17 protein-coding genes and 1 riboswitch are annotated in these 22,824 nt (G+C 34.0%); all 17 genes read left to right on the forward strand.

All coding sequences use genetic code 11. The annotated features are described in order from the left end of the window. Positions 1-121: 121 nt before the first annotated feature. The 17 genes from OJ995_RS07905 to metF all read left to right on the forward strand — a co-directional run bounded on the left by OJ995_RS07905 (position 122) and on the right by metF (position 22,766). Entirely contained in the window at positions 122-817 is a 696-nt protein-coding gene (locus tag OJ995_RS07905) for a phosphoadenylyl-sulfate reductase (protein ID WP_264368918.1), read from the forward strand. Between the two features lie 23 nt (positions 818-840). Further along, a complete protein-coding gene (gene cysD / locus OJ995_RS07910; protein WP_264368919.1) occupies positions 841-1,746 on the forward strand; it encodes a sulfate adenylyltransferase subunit CysD in 906 nt (301 codons plus the stop codon). Positions 1,747-1,764: 18 nt separating this feature from the next. After that, the gene (locus OJ995_RS07915) at positions 1,765-3,003 is read left to right on the forward strand and encodes a sulfate adenylyltransferase subunit 1 (protein ID WP_264368920.1); all 1,239 of its coding nucleotides are present in this window, start codon (positions 1,765-1,767) and stop codon (positions 3,001-3,003) included. A gap of 7 nt (positions 3,004-3,010) precedes the next feature. Next, positions 3,011-3,838, forward strand: coding sequence for a serine O-acetyltransferase EpsC (gene epsC, locus OJ995_RS07920; RefSeq protein WP_264368921.1), 828 nt, complete (start codon positions 3,011-3,013; stop codon positions 3,836-3,838). A gap of 19 nt (positions 3,839-3,857) precedes the next feature. Next, positions 3,858-4,769, forward strand: a complete 912-nt coding sequence (cysK, locus tag OJ995_RS07925; RefSeq protein WP_264368922.1) for a cysteine synthase A — start codon at positions 3,858-3,860, stop codon at positions 4,767-4,769. Positions 4,770-4,850: 81 nt separating this feature from the next. Then, positions 4,851-5,669 (forward strand): uroporphyrinogen-III C-methyltransferase, encoded by an 819-nt coding sequence (gene cobA / locus OJ995_RS07930; RefSeq protein WP_264368923.1) that lies wholly within the window; start codon positions 4,851-4,853, stop codon positions 5,667-5,669. Continuing rightward, entirely contained in the window at positions 5,659-7,320 is a 1,662-nt protein-coding gene (locus OJ995_RS07935; RefSeq protein WP_264368924.1) for a diflavin oxidoreductase, read from the forward strand. The genes cobA and OJ995_RS07935 overlap by 11 nt, the downstream gene beginning before the upstream one ends. A 69-nt stretch (positions 7,321-7,389) precedes the next feature. Further along, positions 7,390-9,036: an NADPH-dependent assimilatory sulfite reductase hemoprotein subunit gene (locus OJ995_RS07940; protein ID WP_264368925.1), complete on the forward strand. Its 1,647-nt coding sequence runs from the start codon at positions 7,390-7,392 to the stop codon at positions 9,034-9,036. Then, a complete protein-coding gene (locus OJ995_RS07945; RefSeq protein WP_264368926.1) occupies positions 8,990-9,766 on the forward strand; it encodes a DUF2490 domain-containing protein in 777 nt (258 codons plus the stop codon). The genes OJ995_RS07940 and OJ995_RS07945 overlap by 47 nt, the downstream gene beginning before the upstream one ends. Before the next feature lie 12 nt (positions 9,767-9,778). Next, entirely contained in the window at positions 9,779-11,221 is a 1,443-nt protein-coding gene (locus tag OJ995_RS07950; RefSeq protein ID WP_264368927.1) for a TSUP family transporter, read from the forward strand. 430 nt (positions 11,222-11,651) lie between these two features. Next, complete coding sequence (locus OJ995_RS07955) at positions 11,652-12,944, forward strand: O-acetylhomoserine aminocarboxypropyltransferase/cysteine synthase family protein (protein WP_264368928.1); 1,293 nt, start codon at positions 11,652-11,654, stop codon at positions 12,942-12,944. A gap of 64 nt (positions 12,945-13,008) precedes the next feature. Continuing rightward, positions 13,009-13,974 carry an alpha/beta fold hydrolase gene (locus OJ995_RS07960; RefSeq protein ID WP_264368929.1) on the forward strand — a complete coding sequence of 322 codons (966 nt, stop codon included), beginning with the start codon at positions 13,009-13,011 and terminating at the stop codon, positions 13,972-13,974. A 7-nt stretch (positions 13,975-13,981) separates the two neighbouring features. Then, complete coding sequence (thrA, locus tag OJ995_RS07965; RefSeq protein ID WP_264368930.1) at positions 13,982-16,396, forward strand: bifunctional aspartate kinase/homoserine dehydrogenase I; 2,415 nt, start codon at positions 13,982-13,984, stop codon at positions 16,394-16,396. A gap of 90 nt (positions 16,397-16,486) precedes the next feature. Then, positions 16,487-17,659, forward strand: a complete 1,173-nt coding sequence (locus OJ995_RS07970; RefSeq protein ID WP_264368931.1) for a trans-sulfuration enzyme family protein — start codon at positions 16,487-16,489, stop codon at positions 17,657-17,659. A gap of 152 nt (positions 17,660-17,811) precedes the next feature. Continuing rightward, positions 17,812-17,921, forward strand: a riboswitch (SAM riboswitch). Between the two features lie 81 nt (positions 17,922-18,002). Then, positions 18,003-18,989 carry a homocysteine S-methyltransferase family protein gene (locus OJ995_RS07975; RefSeq protein ID WP_264368932.1) on the forward strand — a complete coding sequence of 329 codons (987 nt, stop codon included), beginning with the start codon at positions 18,003-18,005 and terminating at the stop codon, positions 18,987-18,989. A 143-nt stretch (positions 18,990-19,132) separates the two neighbouring features. Then, on the forward strand, positions 19,133-21,808 hold the full coding sequence (gene metH / locus OJ995_RS07980) for a methionine synthase (protein ID WP_264368933.1): 2,676 nt from the start codon (positions 19,133-19,135) through the stop codon (positions 21,806-21,808). A gap of 1 nt (position 21,809) precedes the next feature. Next, positions 21,810-22,766 (forward strand): methylenetetrahydrofolate reductase [NAD(P)H], encoded by a 957-nt coding sequence (metF, locus tag OJ995_RS07985; protein WP_264368934.1) that lies wholly within the window; start codon positions 21,810-21,812, stop codon positions 22,764-22,766. Positions 22,767-22,824 lie beyond the last annotated feature (58 nt).

The following is a 22,824-nucleotide window of genomic DNA, read 5'->3' on the forward strand; positions in this document are numbered from 1 at the left end:
TGTATGATGATGTGGAATAATCCGCAGAGGAAACCTATTGCATAATTTTAAAAGTAAATTAATTCAATATAACCTCTGTCGAAAGCAGAGGTTTTTTTATGTCTAATCTCAAAATAAATTTATGAATACAAAGCTTATACAGTTTTTAGAAACCACTAATAATCTAGAGCTTGAACTTGATTTTTTAGCTAACAATTTTAATGAAAAGATAGTTTTTTCGACCAGTTTTGGGATAGAAGATCAAGTAATATCGCATGAAATTTTTTCTCAAAATTTAAACAATATAGAAGTATTTACATTAGACACGGGACGATTTTTTGCGGAAACCTATGCGGTTTGGGATAAAACATTACTTCAATACAATAAAAAAATAAAAGCCTATTATCCCAATACTGAAAAAGTAGAAAAATACGTAAATGAAAATGGAATTAATGCCTTTTATAATACTATAGAATTAAGAAAAGAGTGTTGTTTTATTAGAAAAGTAGCGCCGTTGGGAAGAGCTTTAAAAGGCGCTAAGATTTGGATCACAGGTTTACGAGCAGAACAATCGGAAAATAGAAATACTTTAAAAAAAATAGAATGGGATGAAGAAAGGCAGTTGTACAAATACAATCCATTACTCAATTGGTCAACAGAAGATGTGGTAACGTATTTAAAAAAATTTGGAGTTCCATACAACACGCTTCACGATGAAAACTTTGTAAGTATTGGTTGTGCTCCATGTACCAGAGCTTTAAAACCAGGGGAAGATTTTAGAGCAGGACGTTGGTGGTGGGAAGATAAAACAAAAAAAGAATGCGGCTTACACAGATAAATTACTAACCGAAAAATAATAAAATGGCAATAACAAATCAATATTTAGAACAATTAGAAAACGAAGCGATTTATATACTTAGAGAAACTGCGGCGCAATTTGAAAAACCAGCATTACTGTTTTCTGGAGGTAAAGATTCCATTGTATTGGTGCACTTAGCATTAAAAGCATTTCGACCAGGAAAATTTCCGTTTCCTTTAGTGCATATTGATACCGGACATAATTTTCCTGAAGCGATTGAATTTAGAGATTACTTAGCAAATAAAATTGGTGAAAAACTAATTGTTGCTTCGGTAGAAGATAGTATTAAAAAATACAATTTGCAAGAAACGGCAGGTCGTTTTCCATCGAGAAATGCATTACAAACCTATGCTCTTTTGGATGCCATTGAAGAAAATCAATTTGATGCATGTATTGGTGGAGCAAGAAGAGATGAAGAAAAAGCAAGAGCCAAAGAACGTATTTTTTCGGTTAGGGATGATTTTGGACAATGGGATCCAAAATTACAGCGCCCCGAATTATGGGATATTTTAAACGGAAAAGTGCAAAAAGGGCATAATGTTCGGGTTTTTCCAATAAGTAATTGGACCGAATTAGATGTTTGGAATTACATTCAAAAATATAACATTGAATTACCAAGTCTATACTTTGCACATGATAGAGAATGTATTGTTCATCAAGATAAATTGGTAGCAACATCCAAATTTATTCAACCTTTAGAAGATGATGAGGTGGTGATTGAAAAAGTACGATATAGAACCGTTGGTGATATGACTTGTACGGCAGCAGTACCTTCTGAAGCAGCAACTATTCAAGACATTATTGATGATATCATTCAAACCAGAATAAGTGAAAGAGGACAAACTCGTTTAGATGATCAACTCTCAGAAGCAGCTATGGAAGACAGAAAAAAACAAGGATATTTTTAAACTTGAAACAAAAAGCAAATGAACACATTAAGATTTATAACAGCAGGAAATGTAGACGATGGCAAAAGTACTTTAATCGGACGTCTTTTATATGATTCTGATAGTATTCATACGGATCAATTAGGGGTTTTACAAAAACAAACGAAACAAGAAGGTGTTGATATCGATTTGTCATTAATTACCGATGGACTTCGTGCCGAACGTGAACAAGGGATTACAATTGACGTGGCTTACAAATACTTTTCTACTAAAAAGAGAAAATTCATTATAGCGGATGCTCCAGGACATGAACAATACACACGAAATATGATTACGGGAGCTTCCAATTCTGATTTGATTATTATTCTTGTCGACGCCAGAAAAGGGATTACAGAACAAACCAAGCGACATGCAAGTATTGGCTCGTTAATGGGACTTAAAAAAGTAATTATTGCAGTGAATAAAATTGATTTACTAAACTACTCTGAAGCGGTTTTCAATCAAATTAAAGCTGATTTTGAGGCCATTAAATCAGAGTTAAATTATAACGAAATTAGTTACATACCAGTTAGTGCTTTGGTTGGGGATAATATCGTAACAAAATCTGAAAATACGCCTTGGTACCAAGGAAAAGCATTGTTAGAAACATTAGAAGATATAGAAGTTGAAACCACAGTGAATCTAGAATCTCGTTTTCAGGTGCAATGGGTCATTCGTCCAAAAGATGAAGTAAATCACGATTATCGAGGTTATGCCGGTTTAGTTTTAAGCGGAAGTTACAAAGTAGGTGATGAGATAACCATTTTACCCGCAAGAATAACAACTAAAATTGTAAAAATCGAAAACAATTTAGAAACAATCGATGTAGCAAAAGCAGGAGATAACGTGGTGTTGCATTTTGAGAATAATATTGATGTCAGCCGAGGTGATACAATTGTATTATCAAATCAATTACCAACTGAATCCAATCAAATTAATACTTGGATTTCTTGGTTAGATAATGCCCAACTTCAATTAGGGAAAACCTATTTGCTACAGCATCGATTTAAAAATGTAAGAGTAAAAATTCAATCGATTAATCAAAAATGGAATATTAATGAATGGCAATTTACACCAACAGAAGAAATCAAATTAAACGATATTGCTCAGATAACTTTAAAAACTAATCAACCCTTGTTTTTTGATCCTTTTGATAAAAATGCAAAATCTGGAAATGCTATTCTAATTGATGAAACCACATTTAATACGGTAGGCGCTTTAATGTTTTTAGAAAATTAAAAAGAATATGAATCAATCCAATTTCAATAGCGAACTGTTATTCCAAAGAAATTTAAAAGAAAAGCGAAACTTTCTTGATAAAACCAAAGCAGAAAATTGGTTGCAAAATCTATTTGCATGGTTGTTTTGCACTCAAGAAGAATGTTTGGACTATGATTCGTTTCAAGAAAAGGAATTGATTTTAAGAAATGAGTTACAAATATTGTTAAAGCAATCAGAAGTTGTTTCGGAAATAGATTTTACAACCAGTTTTTTCGAGAGTTTAGTTGCAATTCATTCCGATTTGTTGTCTGATTTAGAAGCTATTTTAGATTTTGATCCAGCTGCAAAATCAAGAGCCGAAGTGCTTCTAGCTTATCCTGGTTTTTTTGCCATTTTCGTTTATCGAATTGCAAATTATTTATGGGTGCATAAAGTGAATATTTTGCCAAGAGTACTTTCAGAATTGGCACACAGTAAAACAGGTATTGATATTCATCCTGGAGCCAATATTGGAAAGAGTTTCTTTATCGATCATGGAACTGGAATTGTAATTGGTGAGACAGCAAAAATAGGAAGCAATGTTAAAATTTATCAAGGTGTAACGCTTGGAGCATTAAGTGTTAGTAAAGAGAAAGCAAAAGAAAAAAGACATCCTACGATTGAAGATGATGTAATAATTTATGCCAATGCCACAATTTTAGGAGGAAATACAACTATTGGAAAAGGAGCTATAATTGGCGGAAATGTATGGATAACCGAATCCATTCCTGCACAATCGCTAGTGTATCATAAAAGCGAAATCATCGTGAAAACAAAAATAGAGTACAACAACATTATCGATTTTAGTATTTAAAAAAATAAAACTTAGTAAGATGAAAGTAAATAATATCTTAGAAACCATTGGAAATACGCCAGTTGTAAAAATAAATAAGCTTTTCGGAGCTAATAAAAATGTATTTATAAAATTAGAACGCACGAATCCAGGAAACAGTATAAAAGATAGAATTGCCTTAGCAATGATTGAAGATGCTGAATCAAAAGGATTACTAAATTCAAATAGCGTGATTATTGAACCAACTTCTGGAAACACCGGAATTGGATTGGCATTAGTAGCAGCTGTGAAAGGCTATAAAGTAATTTTAGTAATGCCAGAATCGATGAGTGTAGAACGTAGAAAATTAATGGAAATTTACGGTGCCGAATTCGATTTAACACCTCGTGAAAAAGGTATGAAAGGTGCCATTGAAAGAGCTGCTGAATTAGTTTCTCAAACACCAAATGCATGGTCGCCTTCACAGTTTAAAAACCCAGCAAATGTTGAAGTACATCAAAAAACAACTGCTCAAGAAATTTTAACTGATTTTCCAAATGGATTAGATTATATTATTACAGGTGTAGGAACAGGTGGACATATATCAGGAGTAGCTGCAGTTGTTAAGACTAAATTTCCAAATGTAAAAGTAATTGCAGTGGAGCCAGAATTATCACCGGTTTTGAGTGGAGGAAGTCCTTCGCCACATCCGCTTCAAGGAATTGGTGCTGGTTTTATTCCAGAAAATTATCACGAAAATTTAATCGATGAGGTGATTCAAGTTTCAAAAGATGAAGCCTTTGAATATACCAGAAATATTGCCAAACAAGAAGGGATTTTAGTAGGAATTTCAACGGGTGCTTCATTGGCAGCAGTAGCAAAAAAAGTAGCCTCATTACCTGATGATGCTGTAGTGTTAACCTTTAATTACGATACCGGAGAACGATATCTTTCCATAGAAGGATTGTTCTAAAAATCAGTAATTTATTGTAGAGATTTCACTCCGATTTAAATACGGAGCAGCCATTTCTATGCCTAATTTCAAAAAAATACAATGATACAAATAGCAAAAAAAGGAAAGGTGATTTTAGCAGGAGCAGGTCCAGGGGATCCCGATTTAATAAGTCTGAAAGCACTAAAATATTTGCAAACAGCAGATGTAGTTTTAACCGATAGATTGGTTTCGCCTGAATTAATTGAAGAGTATGCGCGTAAAGATGCTGAAGTAATTTATGTTGGCAAACAATGTTCGAAAGGAATTTGGACACCTCAAAAAGATATTAACGAACTTATTGTTGAGTTTGCATTGCAAGATAAACTAGTGTTAAGGTTAAAAGGAGGTGATGCTACTCTCTTTTCTAATGTATTAGATGAATTACATGCAGTAAAAAGCAATAATATTCCGTATGAAATTATCCCGGGAATTTCAGCTGCTTTTGGTGCGGCTTCTTACACAGGAATTCCTTTAACAGCTAGAGGATATTCAAGAGGGGTGCGTTTTTTAACATTGTATGATTTAAACGCTGTGAATCAAAATCAATGGCAAGATTGGGCAACAACTGAAGATACTTTGGTTTTTTATATGAGCGGTCAACGATTAGATGTGCTGACAAAACAGCTTTTAAATTTCGGAATTGATACATCCAAAGGAATTGCTGTAGTGCAACAAGCGACCACTCCAAATCAAAAAACAAGTGTGTTTTCTTTTGAAGAAATACAAAGTAAATCTTTACCAGAATTCGAATATGTTCCCACCTTATTAATCATCGGTAAAGTAGTGAATTTGCATCATGATTTTGCTTGGTTTGCCGAGAAAAATTCATCTGAATCCTATTTCGATAATCATAAAAATATTTACCAAAATGCTATCTGAAACTAAACTATCACTATTACAACAATTGGTGCAAAGTGCATCAACAGAAGAAATTATTTGGACAAAAGGCTATTTAGCTGGGTTTTTAGATAAAAATCTGATTAAAAATGCGGTTCCAACTATTGAAAACCCAATAGCAGTTACTGTAAAACCATTAATTATTTACGGAACTGAAACAGGAAATTCTAAAAAAGTAGCTTCTAGTTTATTGGCGAATTTCAAAAAGAATAAAATTCAAGCTAAAGCGATTGATGTGTTCCAATTTGACATTAACAAACTTGAGAAAGAAACTCTAGTGTTGTTTGTGATGAGTACGCAAGGTGAAGGCGAATTTCCTCAGAATGCCGTTGCGTTTTATGAGAATTTAAAAGCTACAAATGCGAATTTAAGCAAAGTTTCTTTTGCTGTTTTAGGACTTGGAGATTCTTCTTATCCGCTATTTTGTAATGCAGGAGTTTTGTTAGATGAAGTTCTGGTAGAGAAAGGAGCAAATCGTTTATTGCCCTTGGTAAAAGCGGATGTTGATTTTGCTGAAACGGTTTCAATTTGGGAATCAGATTTACAAAAAGTGCTTCAAAATTTTGGTTCAAATGTTACGAATGAAGTCAAACCAACAAGTTCAATAGTTTCTTCTGGTAAGAAAAATTATTTAGGAAAAATCAGTCATAAGATAGTATTGAATGATACAGGTTCTAACAAAGAAACCTATCATATTGAAATTGAATCGGATGACGAAATTAGTTATGAACCTGGCGATGCTTTGGGAATTGTTCCGAAAAATAAAGAAGAAGAAATTAAAGCAATTGCAATGTATTTTAATGAAGAAAATAATTCAATTCTTGCGGATAAAAATATTCGAGGTCTGTCTAAAAAATCACTAGAAGCTTTTTCAAAGTTGTTTGAAATTGAAATCAATGAAGAGAAAGCTAATTTGTTAGATGTGATTCATAAATACCAACCTAAAAAAGTAAAATTAGAAGAAGTAATTGCTTTGCTTTTGCCAATTGCCCCAAGATTGTATTCCATTTCTTCGTCTTCGGAAGCGCATGACGGACAAGTACATTTGACTGTAAATCTGAATAAATTTAAAGTAGATGAGGAAATAAAATCAGGTTTAGCATCAGAGTTTTTAGCCGATTTTCCTATAGATGAATCACTAGAATTCTACATTCATAAAAATCAAAATTTCCGACTACCAAGTGAAGAAACAGATATCATTATGATTGGACCAGGAACTGGAATCGCACCTTTCAGAAGCTTCTTAGCAGAAAGAGATGTTACTGGCGCCGAAGGTAAAAACTGGTTGTTTTTTGGGGAACAACATTTTGTACTCGATTTTTATTATCAAACCGAAATTCAAGAATGGCTAACCACAGGGGTGCTGACCAAATTAGATACAGCTTTTTCTCGTGACCAAGAACGCAAAATTTATGTACAAGACAGAATTCGTGAAAAAGCAACTGAATTTAATTCTTGGTTAGAAAATGGAGCAAGTATTTATATCTGCGGTCAAAAAAATCCAATGAGTCAAGATGTGGAACAAGCCATTGTTGACGTAATTGCTCAAGAGAGAAATATCTCAGAAGAACAAGCCAAACAAATTTTAGAAGACTTAGAAAATCAAGGAAAATATCAAAAAGACGTGTATTAAATAGCAATATGCTATAAGCTGTAAGCAATATGCCTAAAGCTTAATGCGTAATGCCTAAAGCAAAATAAAATGAGCGAAAAATTATCAGCAGTAGAATATATCAAGACCAAAAGCGATGGTCTTAGAGGAACTTTAAAAGAAAGTATCGATTTAGACAATCATACAGGAAATGTACGTCCAGACGACGAAACTTTAGTGAAATTTCACGGTATGTACGTACAAGATGACCGTGACCGAAGAGCAGAAAGAGCCGCCAAAAAACTAGATAAATTGTATTCATTTATGATTCGGTTACGAATTCCAGGCGGAGTAATTTCTGCAGAACAATGGTTAGTCACTCATGAAATTTCGGAACAATTCGGAACGGGAACGTTGAAAATTACAACAAGGCAAACGGTACAATTACACGGATTGTTAAAACATCAATTAAGACCAACGATTCAAGCTTTCAATACCGCAAAATTGGATTCAATTGCTGCTTGTGGCGATGTCAACAGAAATGTAATTGTGAGTTCGCATCCGCAAATTTCTCAAATACATCAACAGATTTACGAATATGCGGATAAAATCTCGACGTTATTATTGCCAAAGACCCAATCTTATTATGAGGTTTTTATCGATGGTGAAAAAATTTATGAACGTTCTGCAGAAGCCGATCCTTTGTATGAAGATAGATATTTACCAAGAAAATTTAAAATTGCTATTGCTATTCCGCCAAGCAATGATGTAGATGTTTTTGCAAATGATATTGGATTGATTGCTGTAATTGAAAATGATGTATTGAAAGGATTCAATATTGCAATTGGTGGCGGATTAGCAACAACACATGGAAATCCGAATACCTATGCGCGTTTGGGAAGTATTATTGGGTTTACCGATACGGAAGAAAAAACACTGAAAGCAGTCTATGAAATTCTTACTGTACAACGAGATTTTGGAAATCGCGTGGATAGAAAATTGTCTCGACTAAAATATACAGTTGATAAATTAACGGTAGAAGGATTTAAAAAAGAATTAGAAAGTAGAATTGGATTTGATTTGTTGCCAGCCCAACCATTTAAATTTTCCGAAAGAAACGATCGTTTCGGTTGGGAACAAAATCATCAAGGTAAATGGTTTTATACATTGTTTGTAGAGCATGGAGTAGTGAAGCCTTATCAAAAACAATTTTTATATGAATTAGCACAATTAAAGATTTCAAACTTTATTTTTTCGGGTAATCAAAACTTAATTTTAGGAGAAATTAATGATGACGATAAGTCAAAAGTTGAAGCTTTATTGGTTGCTCACGATATTGAAAAACAAGTAAGCGCACTTCGGAAAAGTTCCATGGCTTGTGTGGCTTTACCAACATGTCCGTTAGCCTTGGCAGAAGCGCAACGCTATTTACCAGAATTAGTAACTAAAATTGAACCTTTATTAGAAAAACATGGTTTAACTGAGGATGAAATTTCAATACGAATGACAGGTTGTCCAAACGGTTGTGGTCGCCCTTATGTAGCAGAGCTTGGTTTTATTGGAACTGGTGCTGGACAATATAATTTTATGTTGGGAGGCGATAGATATGGTGAAAGATTGAATTTTCTGTACAAAGAAAAACAAACAGAAAGTCAAATTTTAGAAGAAGTAGATAGTTTGTTTTCAAATTATGTAGCTAACAAAACAATTGATGAAACATTTGGAGATTTTGCTTTTAGAACCTTTTTTAAAGATTAAAAACCATTTAAAAGTAGCATTGGTTTTATCAGTGCTACTTTTTCAAAATAGTTATGGTCAGAAAAAGATACAACATCAAAAATTGATTTGGTATGGCTATTATAATACGCTGCAATTGAATCCAAATTGGAGACTCCATTCAGAAATACAAGAGCGTCATTTTATCAATCCAGTTGCGCAACATCAATTGGTTTTTAGAGCTAATATCGAAAGGAGACTAGTAAATAATTGGTCGACATTAATAGGAATGACTTTGTTTTTACAAAGTCCACAAGATCCAAATTCGGCATCAAATTTAATGGTTCCAGAACTTCGGCCAAGTGTTGGTTTTGTAAATTTTGAAGGTTTTGGTTTATTAAAAATGAACCACAAATATCAGTTGGAAGCCCGCTTTTTTCACAATCAAGTAGATGGAGAATTGACTTCGGGATATGCTTTTTCAAATTTCCGTTTCCGATATCAACTGGGTTTCGATTATCCATTGCTAAGAGTTGGTGAATCAGATAAAATTATACTAAAAATAAAAGATGAAGTAATGTTAAACATTGGGAATCAAATATTAAAAAACACCTTTGATCAAAACAGGATTTATTTGGGTTTGAATTATGTAGTTACTCCAAATTTAGCTTTTGAAGTGGGTTATATGAATTGGTTTCAGCAACAAAAAAGTGGAACGGATTATTATGATAGAAACATAATTCGATTTTCAATTTTTCACTTCATTTCTTAAACAGAACTAATTATGACGAATACACTTTTTCCAGTTTTTCTAAAAACCGAAACCGCTCATTTTCTAATTGTTGGTGGTGGAAATGTTGGTTTGGAAAAAACCGAAACGTTACTCAGGCAAAATCCTGAAATTAGAATTACAGTTGTTGCTACCTATTTTCATCCAAAATTAGTTGAAATTGGGAACAAGCATCAAAATATTACTTTTTACGAAAGACCGTTTGAAGAAATCGATTTGTTAAATAAAGATTTTGTTATCATCACAACAGATAAACCAGAGGTGAATTTGGCAGTACGTGGATTAGCCAAATCTAAAGGAATAAAAGTAAATGCGGCCGACCAACCGGCTTTATGTGATTTTTATTTGGGCTCGATTGTAAATAAAGGAAGTTTAAAAATAGCTATTTCAACCAACGGAAAATCGCCAGTTCTTGCAAAGCGAATGCGAGAATATTTTACAGAAGTAATTCCCGATAATATTGAGGATAGTTTAACGATTTTAAACGATTTTAGAAGCAAGCATAAAGGCGATTTTAGTCAAAAATTAGCCGATTTAAATAAGTTGACAGAATGTTTTCAAAAAAGCAGAGAAACCAAGAAGTATAAACGTTTGGCCTTTACATTGGCGACTTCTTTTCTGATGTTTTTTATTGGGTATGGTTGTTCTACTTTAGTTTCACTTTCTGATATTCAAAATGGACTAAGTCAGGTGCCAAATGAGTTTTATTATATGCTTTTGATTGGTTTTGTTGCCCAATTGATCGATGGAGCAGTGGGTTTAGGTTATGGGGTTACTTGTGCTACGAGTATGATGATTTTAGGTGTTAAGTTGCCCGCCATAAGTGGAAGTATCCATACTGCAGAAATGTTTTCTAGTGCCATAAGTGGTTTCTCTCATTACAAATTTGGAAATGTAAACAAGAAATTACTTTTTTGGTTGGCTTCTTTTGGAGTAATTGGTGCGGTTTTAGGCGCTTTATTTTTAGTGTATTTAGGGAATGAATATGAAAAATTAGCCTACTTGATTTTATCTGCATATACTTTTGTTATTGGTATCCGATTAATCGTGATTGCTTTTAAAAAGTTTCAGTTCAAAAAGAAAATTAAATTTTTAGGCGCGTTAGGATTCACAGGAGGATTTATGGATGCTTTTGGAGGAGGAGGTTGGGGACCAATAGTCACATCAACATTATTAGCAAAAGGAAGAAAGTCTAAATATGTGGTAGGAACAGTTAGTTTGGCTGAGTTTTTTGTAACACTTGCTGCTTCCATAGTGTTTTTTACCTCTTTAGGAGTGAGTCATTGGTATATTGTTTTAGGGCTTATTCTAGGTGGGGTTATTGCCTCGCCAATTGCGGCAAAATTAGCAGGAAAATTGCCTCAGAAAGCAGCTTTGTTATTTGTATCTTTCTTAGTTATAGTGTTTAGTGTTAGGGTGTTTTTAAAAATTGTTTGAGATTTTGAAATAATTTAGATTTATAAACTTTTATTTTGTTTTCAATAAGATAATTTTTCTATAATAATAGATTTAAATAACAAAATTTAGAAAAATAATCTATTTATTTTTTTATTGTAGAAAATAAATCTAATTTTGCCCTGTAAAACTTAAAGAAATAGAAAATGAACTTTACAATGTGCAATATGTGTATGATGATGTGGAACAATCCGCAGAGGAAACCTATTGCATAATTTTAAAAGTAAATTAATTCAATATAACCTCTGTCGAAAGCAGAGGTTTTTTATTTCTATAAAATTAAAATTAAAATGAACATGAAAATAGCAATTTACAATCCAAGACGATGTTGTCGAATGTGTAGCTGAATCAAACTCAGTAAAATCAATAAAATACATTTAAAAAACTCAATAACATCAAAAATAAAAATATCATGAGCACAAATAAATTTGCAACAAACGCATTACACGCAGGACACGATACCACTAAAAACGCAGGAACAAGAGCCGTGCCAATTTACCAAACCACATCATACGTTTTCAATAACTCAGACCACGCTGCCAATCTTTTTGGTTTAGCCGAAGCTGGTTTTATTTATACAAGATTAAACAACCCGACAAACGACATCTTAGAACAACGTTTGGCTAAATTAGAAGGCGGAATTGGAGCTGTCGTAACTGCATCAGGAACTGCAGCCATCTCAACTGCTTTATTAACGTTGTTAAAAGCTGGCGACCACATCGTGGCTTCTAACAGTTTATACGGTGGAACGTACAATTTATTAAACGTGACTTTGCCTAGATTAGGCATCACAACGACCTTCGTAGATCCATCAAATCCTGAAAATTTCTTAAACGCAGCACAAGAAAACACCCGAGTGTTTTTCGCCGAAAGTTTAGGAAATCCAAAATTAGATGTACTCGATTTAAAAGCCATTTCAAAAGCCGCACAAACCTACAAAGTGCCTTTTATTGTGGATAACACAGTGGCAACTCCATTTTTGCTGAACCCAATCGAACACGGAGCAAACATCGTAATTCATTCCTTAACCAAATACATCGGTGGGAATGGAACTTCGCTTGGAGGGGTTATCATTGATGCGGGAAATTTCGATTGGAGCAACGGAAAATTCCCTGAATTCACAGAACCTTCAGCAGGTTATCACGGATTAAAATATTATGAAGTATTAGGTGCAGTTTCTTTCATCGCAAAAGTTAGAATCGAAGGTTTACGCGATTTAGGAGCTTCGTTAAGCCCATTTAATGCATTTCAAATTATTCAAGGATTAGAAACTTTAGCAATTCGAATCAAAAAACACAGTGAAAATGCCTTGGAATTAGCGAAATGGTTGCAAAAACGTCCAGAAGTAGCTTGGGTAAATTATCCTGGATTAATTTCTTCAAAATATTATGATTTAGCGCAACAATATTTACCAGAAGGACAAAGCGGGATTGTAACTTTTGGATTAAAAGGTGGTTATGAATCAGCTAAAAAAGTAGCAGATGAGACTCAATTTTTCTCATTGTTAGCGAATATTGGTGACACGAAATCATTAATCATTCATCCAGCAAGTACAACGCACCAACAATTGTCAGAAGAACAACAAATCACAACCGGAGTAACGAAAGATTTAATTCGTTTATCCGTTGGTTTAGAAGATATTGAAGACTTGAAAGCCGATTTACAAAGTGTTTTCGAAAAATTGCCAGTTCAAAATTTAGTTTAGGTTTTTGTTTGTTTGAAGGCTGCCGATAGACCTACCTAATGGCAGCCTTTTTTTAAAAAGAAAGATGAGTAAAATTCAAAAAATAGTATTCCAAAATGTACCATTACAAAATGGAGTAGATCAAGCAAAAGTGATTTTGTCCTATCAACTGTTTGGGCAACCAGTTGGTTCTGCGCCTTTGGTAGTGGTGAATCATGCTTTAACTGGAAATTCGCAAGTAATTGGTGAAAACGGTTGGTGGCAATCGTTAATTGGTGATGATAAAATTATTGACACCAAAAAATATGCGGTTTTAGCCTTCAATATTCCTGGAAACGGTTACCAGGATGAAGAAAATTTAATTGAGAACTATCAAGATTTCACTACTTACGATGTGGCTAATTTATTTTGGAAAGGAATCGATTCGTTTAAAGTGAATCAAGTTTTTGCGGTAATTGGTGGAAGTTTAGGCGGAGCAATTGCGTGGGAAATGGCTGCAATTCGACCAAAAGCGATTGCGAATTTAATTCCGGTAGCAACAAGTTGGAAAGCTTCTGATTGGTTGATTGGAAATGTATTAATTCAAGATTTGATTTTGAATAATTCTAACAATCCAATTCACGATGCCAGAATTCACGCCATGTTATTGTATCGAACACCTGAATCACTCCAAGAAAAATTCAATACTAAATTGCAAAACTCAGAAAGATTGTTTCAAGTGGAAAGTTGGTTGTTGCATCACGGAGAAAAATTGCAAAATCGATTTCAGCTTTCGGCTTACAAACTCATGAATCATTTATTGAAAACTACCGATGTTTTTAAAAATAACAGTAAATCGGAAGTCATAAAAAGCATCACATCGAACATTCATTTAATCAGTGTGAACACCGATTATTTTTTTACAGCAAACGAAATCAAAATAGCTTTTCAGGAAGTCAAAAACTACAAAAACAATACATTTTATCACGAAATCAAATCCATTCACGGGCATGATGCTTTCTTGATAGAATTTGAACAACTAAACAACATACTTAAACCTATATTTAATTAGAAAACAAATGAAAATATTAAAATTTGGAGGAAAATCATTAGCAAACGGAGAAGGATTACAAAAAGTAATTCAAACAATTGCTCAAAAATATTTCAATAACGAACCCATCGCAGTCGTAGTTTCGGCAAGAGGTAACGCCACTGACGAATTGGTAATTTTACTAAAAAAAGCGCAAGCCAACATCAATTTTCAAGCGGATTTTGAGCAATTTAAAAAATACCAATTGGAAGGTTTGAAAGAAAACATCTTCGAAGAAGAATTTTCGGTTTTACAGAAATTACTAGAAGGTGTCTCGCTTTTAGGAGATTACAGCGAAAAAATCAAAGACCAAGTCATTGCGTATGGCGAAATTCTATCGGCAAAATATGTCGCTTATGTTTTAAACGAAAATAGCATCAAAGCACAATTCACCGATTCTCGTCAATTAATAAAAACCGATACTAATTTCGGAAATGCGCAACCAATTGACGCTGTTTCAAAGCGAAATGTCTTAGATTATTTCGAAAAAAATTCGGATAAAGTGAATATTGTTACGGGTTTTATTGGTTCAACTTTACATAACGAAACCACTACTTTAGGAAGAAACGGAAGTAATTACACGGCTTCTTTATTAGCTAATTATCTGAATGCAGAAGAATTTCAAAATTATACTCACGTTGACGGAATTTTTACCGCTAATCCCGATTTAGTAGCTGATGCAAAAAAAATTGAGCGATTGTCTTTCAATGAAGCGAATGAGTTGGCAAATTTTGGAGCGCAAATTTTACATGCCAAAACCATTATTCCTTTGGTGGAAAAAAATATTCCGTTACGTATTTTAAATACTTTCAATCCTGAAAATGAAGGAACTTTAATCACTGCCGAGCAAACGAATGAAGGTATTAAATCGCTTTCGGTTTTAACGAATGTTTCGCTGATTAATTTAGAAGGAAGAGGTTTGTTAGGAAAAACGGGTGTTGATGCAAGAATTTTCCGTGTGATGGCTGAAAATGATATTAGTGTGAGTATCATTTCACAAGGTTCTTCGGAAAGAGGAATTGGTTTGGTGGTGAGTTCTGATAAAGCTTCCAAAGCTTTGGTAGGTTTAGAAAAAGAATTTGAAACCGATTTTTATACGAAAGATGTCAATAAAATTTCGGTAAACGATAATATAGCGGTGATTTCGATTATTGGGCAAGATTTAACGAATTTCCACAAACCATACACTGCTTTAATCCGAAATAAAATCACGCCAATTTTGTTGAATAATACCGTTACAGGAAGAAATATCAGTTTGGTGATCAGTCAAGATGAATTCAAACGTGCTTTAAATGTAATTCACGGCGAAATTTTTGGTGTAGCAAAAAAAATCAACATTGCCATTTTCGGTCACGGAACAGTTGGAGGAACTTTGATTTCCCAAATTTTAGAATCAACAAAAAACATCGAAAAGAGAAAAGGAATCAAGTTGAATGTGTTTGCTATCGCGAATTCAAAGAAAGTCTTGTTGAATAAATTCGGAATTAGCGAAAATTGGAAAGCTACATTAGAAGATAAAGGGCAAGATTATAAAGTAGAAGACATAATCGCTTATGCCAAAGAACATCATTTAGAAAATTTAATCGCCATTGACAACACGGCAAGTACTACTTTCATTGAAAATTACATTTCCTTGGCTGAAAATAGTTTTGATTTGATTTCTTCCAATAAAGTCGCAAATACAGTAAGTTTTGATTTCTACAAAAAACTGCGAAAAGTATTAAAAGACAATCAAAAAGAATATTTGTACGAAACCAATGTGGGTGCCGGATTGCCTTTAATTGATACAATAAAATTATTGCATTTATCAGGTGAAAATATTACGAAAATTAAAGGCGTTTTTTCAGGAACTTTAAGTTATTTGTTCAATAATTTTTCAGTGGAAGAAAAGAAATTCAGCGAAGTATTACAAGAAGCCATCGACAAAGGTTTTACAGAACCTGATCCAAGAGAAGATTTAAACGGAAACGACGTTGGACGAAAATTATTAATCTTAGCACGCGAATTAGATTTACAAAACGAATTCGAAGAAATCCAAATTCAAAATTTAATTCCAGAAGCTTTGCGTGAAGGAAGTGCAACCGATTTTCTAAATCGTATATCAGAATTAGATGGAATTTACCAAAACATCAAAGATGCTCAAGGACCAAATGAAGTCTTGCGTTACATCGGAGAATTATCAGGTGATTTGCAACAAGACAAAGGAAAATTAGAAGTAAAATTAATATCCGTTCCAGCCAATTCTGCTTTAGGTTCTTTAAAAGGTTCTGATTCTATTTTCGAAATTTATACCGAATCTTATGGAGAGCAACCTATCGTAATTCAAGGCGCTGGAGCTGGTGCATCCGTAACCGCAAGAGGTGTTTTTGGTGACATTTTACGCTTATCCGAAAAAAAATTATAACCACCCAAACTCAAAACCTGCAAGATGTAAAAGTCTTGTAGGTTTTAAACTTTAAAAGTTCAACGATTAAACAATTCAACAAACAAAACCATGAGTAACCAAAATTTAGGATTAGAAACCCAAGCTATCAGAACGCAATTAGAGCGCACTCAATATTTAGAACATTCTGTTCCGTTATATTTAACATCAAGTTTTATTTTTGAAGATGCTGAAGACATGCGCGCTTCATTTGCGGAGGAAAAAGAACGCAATATTTACAGTCGATTTTCCAATCCCAATACATCAGAATTCGTAGAAAAAATTTGTTTGATGGAAGGAGCAGAAGACGGCTACGCTTTCGCAACAGGAATGGCGGCGGTATATTCTACTTTTGCTGCTTTGTTGAATTCGGGAGATCATATTGTTTCGGCAAGTAGTGTTTTTGGTTCGACGCATACGTTGTTTACTAAATATTTTCCAAAATGGAATATTACGACGAGTTATTTCGATGTCAACAAACCAGAAACAATTGAAAATTTCATTCAACCAAATACAAAAATACTTTACGCAGAATCACCAACTAATCCAGCAGTTGATATTTTAGATTTAGAATTGTTGGGGAAAATTGCTAAAAAGCATAATCTGATTTTAATCATCGATAACTGTTTTGCGACTCCTTACATTCAAAATCCAATTCAATTTGGAGCCGATTTAGTGATTCATTCTGCCACCAAATTAATCGATGGGCAAGGCCGTGTTTTAGGCGGAGTAACCGTTGGTCGTTCGGATTTAATTCGAGAGATTTATTTGTTTTCTCGTAATACCGGACCAGCTTTGTCGCCTTTCAATGCTTGGGTATTGTCTAAAAGTTTAGAAACCTTGCCAGTTCGTATTGAAAAACATTGCGAAAATGCTTTAAAAGTCGCTGAATTTTTAGAAAATAATCCAAATGTCGCTTCGGTGAAATATCCATTTTTGAAATCGCATCCGCAATATGAAGTCGCTAAAAAGCAAATGAAATTAGGTGGAAATATTGTAGCGTTTGAAATTAAAGGAGGAATTGAAGCAGGAAGGAAATTTTTAGACAAAATCAAATTATGTTCGTTGTCTGCGAATTTAGGTGACACGCGTTCGATTGTAACACATCCAGCTTCTACTACACATAGTAAATTGACGGAAGAGGAACGTTTGGCAGTAAGTATTACTGATGGTTTGGTCCGCGTTTCTGTTGGTTTGGAAACCGTTCAAGATGTAATTAATGACTTAAAACAAGCGTTAGAATAAAACTTTTTAAATTATTTTATAGATTTATATTCTTAATTTAAGATTAAAATAGGAATATAAATCTATAAAAAATATATTTTTAATGAAATTTTAGAAAATATTTCATAATTTCAATTTTGTCACTACATTTGCAATGTTCATAATTATAGTGTTTGTTATCACGAAAGCTGGAGGGAATAGACCCTGCGAAAGCTTAGCAACCTCCCGCGCTAGTGGAAAGGTGCTACATTCTATTCCGATATTTATCGGAAGCAGATAACGTTAGAATTGCTCTCCAACTTTCTACGGTAACAAATTAAGTTAATCAAGAAAAATAGGCAATTAGCCTTTGAGAGAGAATACAATGTCAAAAATTCAAGAACAAATCAAAAACCGAATTCTCGTGCTCGATGGAGCTATGGGAACGATGTTGCAACGTTATAAATTTGAAGAAGAAGATTTCAGAGGCGAACGCTTCAAAGATTTTCCACATCCATTAAAAGGAAACAACGATTTGCTTTCCATTACCCAACCAGAAGCTGTAAAATCAGTACATCGCGCTTATTTTGAAGCAGGTGCTGATATTGTAGAAACTAATACTTTTTCGGGAACGACTATCGGAATGGCGGATTATTATTTAGAAGATTTAGTTTACGAACTGAATTTTCAATCAGCAAAAATCGCTCGTGAAGTGGCAGATGAATTTACAGATAAGCCAAGATTTGTAGCAGGTTCCATCGGTCCGACGAACAGAACAGCATCAATGTCACCTGATGTTAATGATCCAGGTTTCAGAGCAGTGAATTTTGATGATTTAAAAATCGCTTACAAACAACAAGTAGAAGCTTTAATTGATGGTGGTTGCGATTTACTTTTGGTAGAAACAATTTTCGATACCTTAAATGCAAAAGCCGCATTGTTTGCTATTGAAGAAGTAAAAGAAGAACGCAATATCGATATTCCAGTAATGGTTTCCGGAACAATTACCGATGCTTCTGGAAGAACACTTTCTGGTCAAACGGTAGAAGCTTTTTTGATTTCGATTTCACATATTCCATTGTTAAGCGTTGGATTTAATTGCGCTTTAGGTGCTGACCAATTAAAACCGTATTTAAAAACATTAGGAAATAATACCTCGTTAAATATTTCAGCACATCCAAATGCTGGTTTACCCAATGCCTTTGGACAATACGACCAAACGCCTGAGGAAATGCAACAATTAATTCGGGAATATTTACAAGAAAATTTAGTAAATATAATAGGTGGCTGTTGCGGAACTACACCAGAACACATCAAATTAATTGCTGAGGTAGCAAAAGAATTCAAACCAAGAGAAAGCGTTTTGGTTTAAGCAAAGAAATACAATGAAAAACAGAACAATAAAAATAAATTTCGAATCATTTTTAAATTCACAACGATGTTGGGTTTGCCAATATGTTAGTGATAGTAAAGTCTTTTGGAAGTCTGTTGCAAAACATTATAAAAGAATAAGTAATGAGTTATAATTCCGATAAATATTTAAAATTATCAGGTTTAGAACCTTTGATTGTAACTCCAGAAACGAATTTTGTAAACGTTGGAGAACGAACAAATGTAACCGGTTCTAGAAAATTTCTTCGTTTAATCAAAGAAGAAAAATATGATGAAGCCTTAGATATCGCGCGCGCTCAAGTAGAAGGTGGTGCACAAATCATCGATGTCAACATGGATGAAGGAATGTTGGATGGCGTTTATGCTATGACTAAATTCCTTAATCTAATCGCAGCCGAACCAGATATTGCAAGAGTTCCTGTTATGATTGATAGTTCCAAATGGGAAATTATCGAAGCAGGTTTAAAAGTAATTCAAGGAAAAGGTGTGGTAAACTCCATTTCTTTAAAAGAAGGAGAAGCTACTTTTATTCATCATGCCAAATTAATCAAACGATACGGCGCTGCGGTAATTGTTATGGCTTTTGACGAAAATGGTCAAGCGGATACTTACGAAAGACGTATCGAAATCTGTAAAAGAAGTTATGATATTTTGGTTAATCAAGTTGGTTTTCCTGCTGAAGATATCATTTTTGATCCCAATATTTTTCCAGTTGCAACCGGAATGGAAGAGCATAAATTAAATGCATTAGATTTCTTCCGAGCGACCAAATGGATTCGCGAAAATCTTCCATATGCTAATATTTCTGGTGGTGTGAGCAACGTGTCTTTTTCTTTCCGTGGAAACGATAAAGTTCGTGAAGCGATGCATTCTGCGTTCTTGTATCATGCCATCCATAACGGAATGACGATGGGAATTGTGAATCCTGAAATGTTGGAAATTTACGATGAAATTGATCCTATTTTGTTAGAACACGTTGAAGACGTTTTATTAAATAGAAGAGAAGATGCCACAGAGCGTTTACTAGATTTAGCCGAAAGTTTCAAAGGTGATGTAAAATCGAATGAAAAAGCGATTGCCGAATGGCGAAATGGTTCGGTTCAAGAGCGATTAACGCATTCATTAGTAAAAGGAATTGACGAATTTATCGAAATTGATATCGAAGAAGCGCGTCAGTTGGCCAAAAAACCTATCGAAGTGATCGAAATCAATTTGATGGCCGGAATGAACGTGGTGGGAGATTTGTTTGGAAGCGGAAAAATGTTCTTGCCACAAGTTGTTAAATCCGCTCGTGTGATGAAAAAAGCAGTGGCTTATTTGCTTCCTTATATCGAAGCTTCAAAAGATGGTTCTACTTCGTCAAATGCTGGAAAAGTATTGATGGCGACTGTAAAAGGCGATGTGCATGATATTGGAAAAAACATAGTTTCAGTAGTTTTAGCGTGTAATAATTTCGAAATTATTGATTTAGGTGTGATGGTTCCGCCAGAAAAAATCATTGAAGTTGCGGTTAAAGAAAATGTAGATATTATCGGTTTGAGTGGTTTGATTACGCCTTCGCTGGACGAAATGGTGTATTTGGCCAAAGAAATGGATAAATTGAACATCAAAATTCCAGTAATGATTGGTGGTGCTACAACTTCTCGTGCGCATACGGCTGTGAAAATTGCTCCAGAATATAAAGAAACCGTTGTTCATGTGAACGATGCTTCTCGTGCGGTAACAGTAGCAACCAATTTATTGCAACCCGATACTAAAATTACTTATGCAAAATCGCTTCGTGAGGAATATGATTCACTTCGCGAAGGCTATTTGAATAGAAGTCGAGAGAAAAATTTCTTATCGATTCAAGAAGCACGTAAAAATAAATTCAAAATCGATTGGGATACGTTTGAGCCTGTCAAGCCAAATTTCATAGGAACAAAAACAATTGAAGTTGAACTTTCAGAATTAGTAGATTTCATCGATTGGACACCATTTTTTCAATCTTGGGAATTATACGGAAAATATCCAGCGATTTTAACTGATGGAATTGTAGGCGAGCAAGCGACTCATTTGTTTGAAGATGCACAAAAAATGCTTTCTCAAATTGTTACTGAAAAATGGTTCACCGCAAAAGGAATTTTAGGAATTTTTCCAGCCAATACTATTAATGATGACGATGTTGAAGTTGTCGCTTCAAACGAAGTTGAGAAATTTTTGACGCTTCGCCAACAATCACAAAAAACGGTTGGAGCTCCAAATATCGCATTGGCGGATTTTATTGCTCCAAAAGAAATTGGTAAACAAGATTATATTGGATGTTTCTGCGTCACAACCGGTTTTGGAGTAGATGAAAAAGCTTCGGAATTTGAAAAGCAATTAGATGATTACAATTCGATTTTAGTTAAAGCTTTGGGAGACAGATTAGCAGAGGCTTTCGCAGAATATTTGCATTTGAAAGTACGAAAAGAAATTTGGGGTTATGCTTCCGATGAGGTGTTATCAAATGACGAATTAATCAAAGAACAATACAAAGGAATTCGTCCTGCGCCAGGTTATCCAGCTTGTCCTGACCATTTAGAAAAACCAACAATTTGGAAATTATTAAATGTAGAACAAGAAATAGGAGTAAAGTTAACCGAAAGTATGGCAATGTGGCCAGCAGCTTCGGTTTCAGGTTATTATTTTGCGAATCCGGAAAGTAAATATTTTGGTTTAGGAAAAATTAAAAAAGACCAATTAGAAGATTACGCCAAAAGAAGAAATATTAGTATTGAGCAAGCCGAAAAATGGCTCTCACCAAACTTAGCAGATTAAAATGAAAGTAACTGAACATATACAAAACGCCAACGGAAAACCTTTGTTCTCCTTCGAAATTTTACCGCCTTTAAAAGGACAAAATATTCAATCTATTTTTGATAGCATTGATCCATTGATGGAATTCAATCCGCCCTTTATTGATGTAACCTATCATCGTGAGGAATATGAATTCAAAGAATTAGCAAACGGCTTACTTCAGAAAAAAGTGGTTAAAAAACGTCCGGGAACGGTTGGAATTTGTGCCGGAATTCAGAATAAATATCAAGTAGATGCTATTCCACATATTTTATGTGGTGGTTTTACCAAAGAAGATACGGAGAACTTGTTAATTGATCTGGATTTCTTAGGTATTGACAATGTAGTGGCGCTTCGTGGTGATGCCGTAAAAAGTGAAATTTACTTCAAACCTGAAAAAGAAGGTCATGCCTATGCTTCCGAATTGGTAACACAAATCAGTAATTTGAATAAAGGAATTTATTTGGATGAAGATTTACAAAATTCTACAAAAACTGATTTTTGCATCGGAGTTGCAGGTTATCCAGAAAAACACATGGAAGCACCAAGTTTAGATAGCGATATCCATTTCGTAAAACAAAAAATTAAAAACGGCGCCGATTATATCATTACCCAAATGTTTTTTGATAATAAAAAGTTCTTTGATTTTGTCGCTAAATGCAGAGCAGCTGGAATAACGGTCCCAATTATTCCGGGATTAAAACCTATCGCCACAAAAAAACAATTGAATTTAATTCCACATCGTTTTAGTTTAGAATTGCCTGATGATTTAATTATGGAAGTGGTGAAGGCAAAAGATAACGATGCTGTAAAACAGATTGGTATAGAATGGTGTACCCAACAAAGTAAAGAATTAATCGCTGCAGGAATTCCAGTTTTGCATTATTATTCTATGGGAAAAGCGGAGAATGTTAAGGCTATTGCAAAAGAAATTTTTTAAAATCAGTTAAATCTTATAAATGTTTTGATTGAAATAGAAATTAATAAAAATGTAATTT

The sequence above is a fragment of the Flavobacterium lacisediminis genome (genome assembly GCF_025909975.1).
GTDB classification, from domain to species: domain Bacteria; phylum Bacteroidota; class Bacteroidia; order Flavobacteriales; family Flavobacteriaceae; genus Flavobacterium; species Flavobacterium lacisediminis.

Excerpts from the sequence above, each read along its gene's own strand:
- cysK (WP_264368922.1), top strand. The coding sequence starts at position 3,858 with ATGAAAGTAAATAATATCTTAGAAACCATTGGAAATACGCCAGTTGTA.
- OJ995_RS07955 (WP_264368928.1), top strand. The coding sequence starts at position 11,652 with ATGAGCACAAATAAATTTGCAACAAACGCATTACACGCAGGACACGAT.
- OJ995_RS07950 (WP_264368927.1), top strand. The coding sequence starts at position 9,779 with ATGACGAATACACTTTTTCCAGTTTTTCTAAAAACCGAAACCGCTCAT.
- OJ995_RS07975 (WP_264368932.1), top strand. The coding sequence starts at position 18,003 with ATGTCAAAAATTCAAGAACAAATCAAAAACCGAATTCTCGTGCTCGAT.
- thrA (WP_264368930.1), top strand. The coding sequence starts at position 13,982 with ATGAAAATATTAAAATTTGGAGGAAAATCATTAGCAAACGGAGAAGGA.
- OJ995_RS07940 (WP_264368925.1), top strand. The coding sequence starts at position 7,390 with ATGAGCGAAAAATTATCAGCAGTAGAATATATCAAGACCAAAAGCGAT.
- metH (WP_264368933.1), top strand. The coding sequence starts at position 19,133 with ATGAGTTATAATTCCGATAAATATTTAAAATTATCAGGTTTAGAACCT.
- cobA (WP_264368923.1), top strand. The coding sequence starts at position 4,851 with ATGATACAAATAGCAAAAAAAGGAAAGGTGATTTTAGCAGGAGCAGGT.
- cysD (WP_264368919.1), top strand. The coding sequence starts at position 841 with ATGGCAATAACAAATCAATATTTAGAACAATTAGAAAACGAAGCGATT.
- epsC (WP_264368921.1), top strand. The coding sequence starts at position 3,011 with ATGAATCAATCCAATTTCAATAGCGAACTGTTATTCCAAAGAAATTTA.
- OJ995_RS07970 (WP_264368931.1), top strand. The coding sequence starts at position 16,487 with ATGAGTAACCAAAATTTAGGATTAGAAACCCAAGCTATCAGAACGCAA.
- metF (WP_264368934.1), top strand. The coding sequence starts at position 21,810 with ATGAAAGTAACTGAACATATACAAAACGCCAACGGAAAACCTTTGTTC.
- OJ995_RS07960 (WP_264368929.1), top strand. The coding sequence starts at position 13,009 with ATGAGTAAAATTCAAAAAATAGTATTCCAAAATGTACCATTACAAAAT.
- OJ995_RS07935 (WP_264368924.1), top strand. The coding sequence starts at position 5,659 with ATGCTATCTGAAACTAAACTATCACTATTACAACAATTGGTGCAAAGT.
- OJ995_RS07915 (WP_264368920.1), top strand. The coding sequence starts at position 1,765 with ATGAACACATTAAGATTTATAACAGCAGGAAATGTAGACGATGGCAAA.
- OJ995_RS07905 (WP_264368918.1), top strand. The coding sequence starts at position 122 with ATGAATACAAAGCTTATACAGTTTTTAGAAACCACTAATAATCTAGAG.
- OJ995_RS07945 (WP_264368926.1), top strand. The coding sequence starts at position 8,990 with ATGAAACATTTGGAGATTTTGCTTTTAGAACCTTTTTTAAAGATTAAA.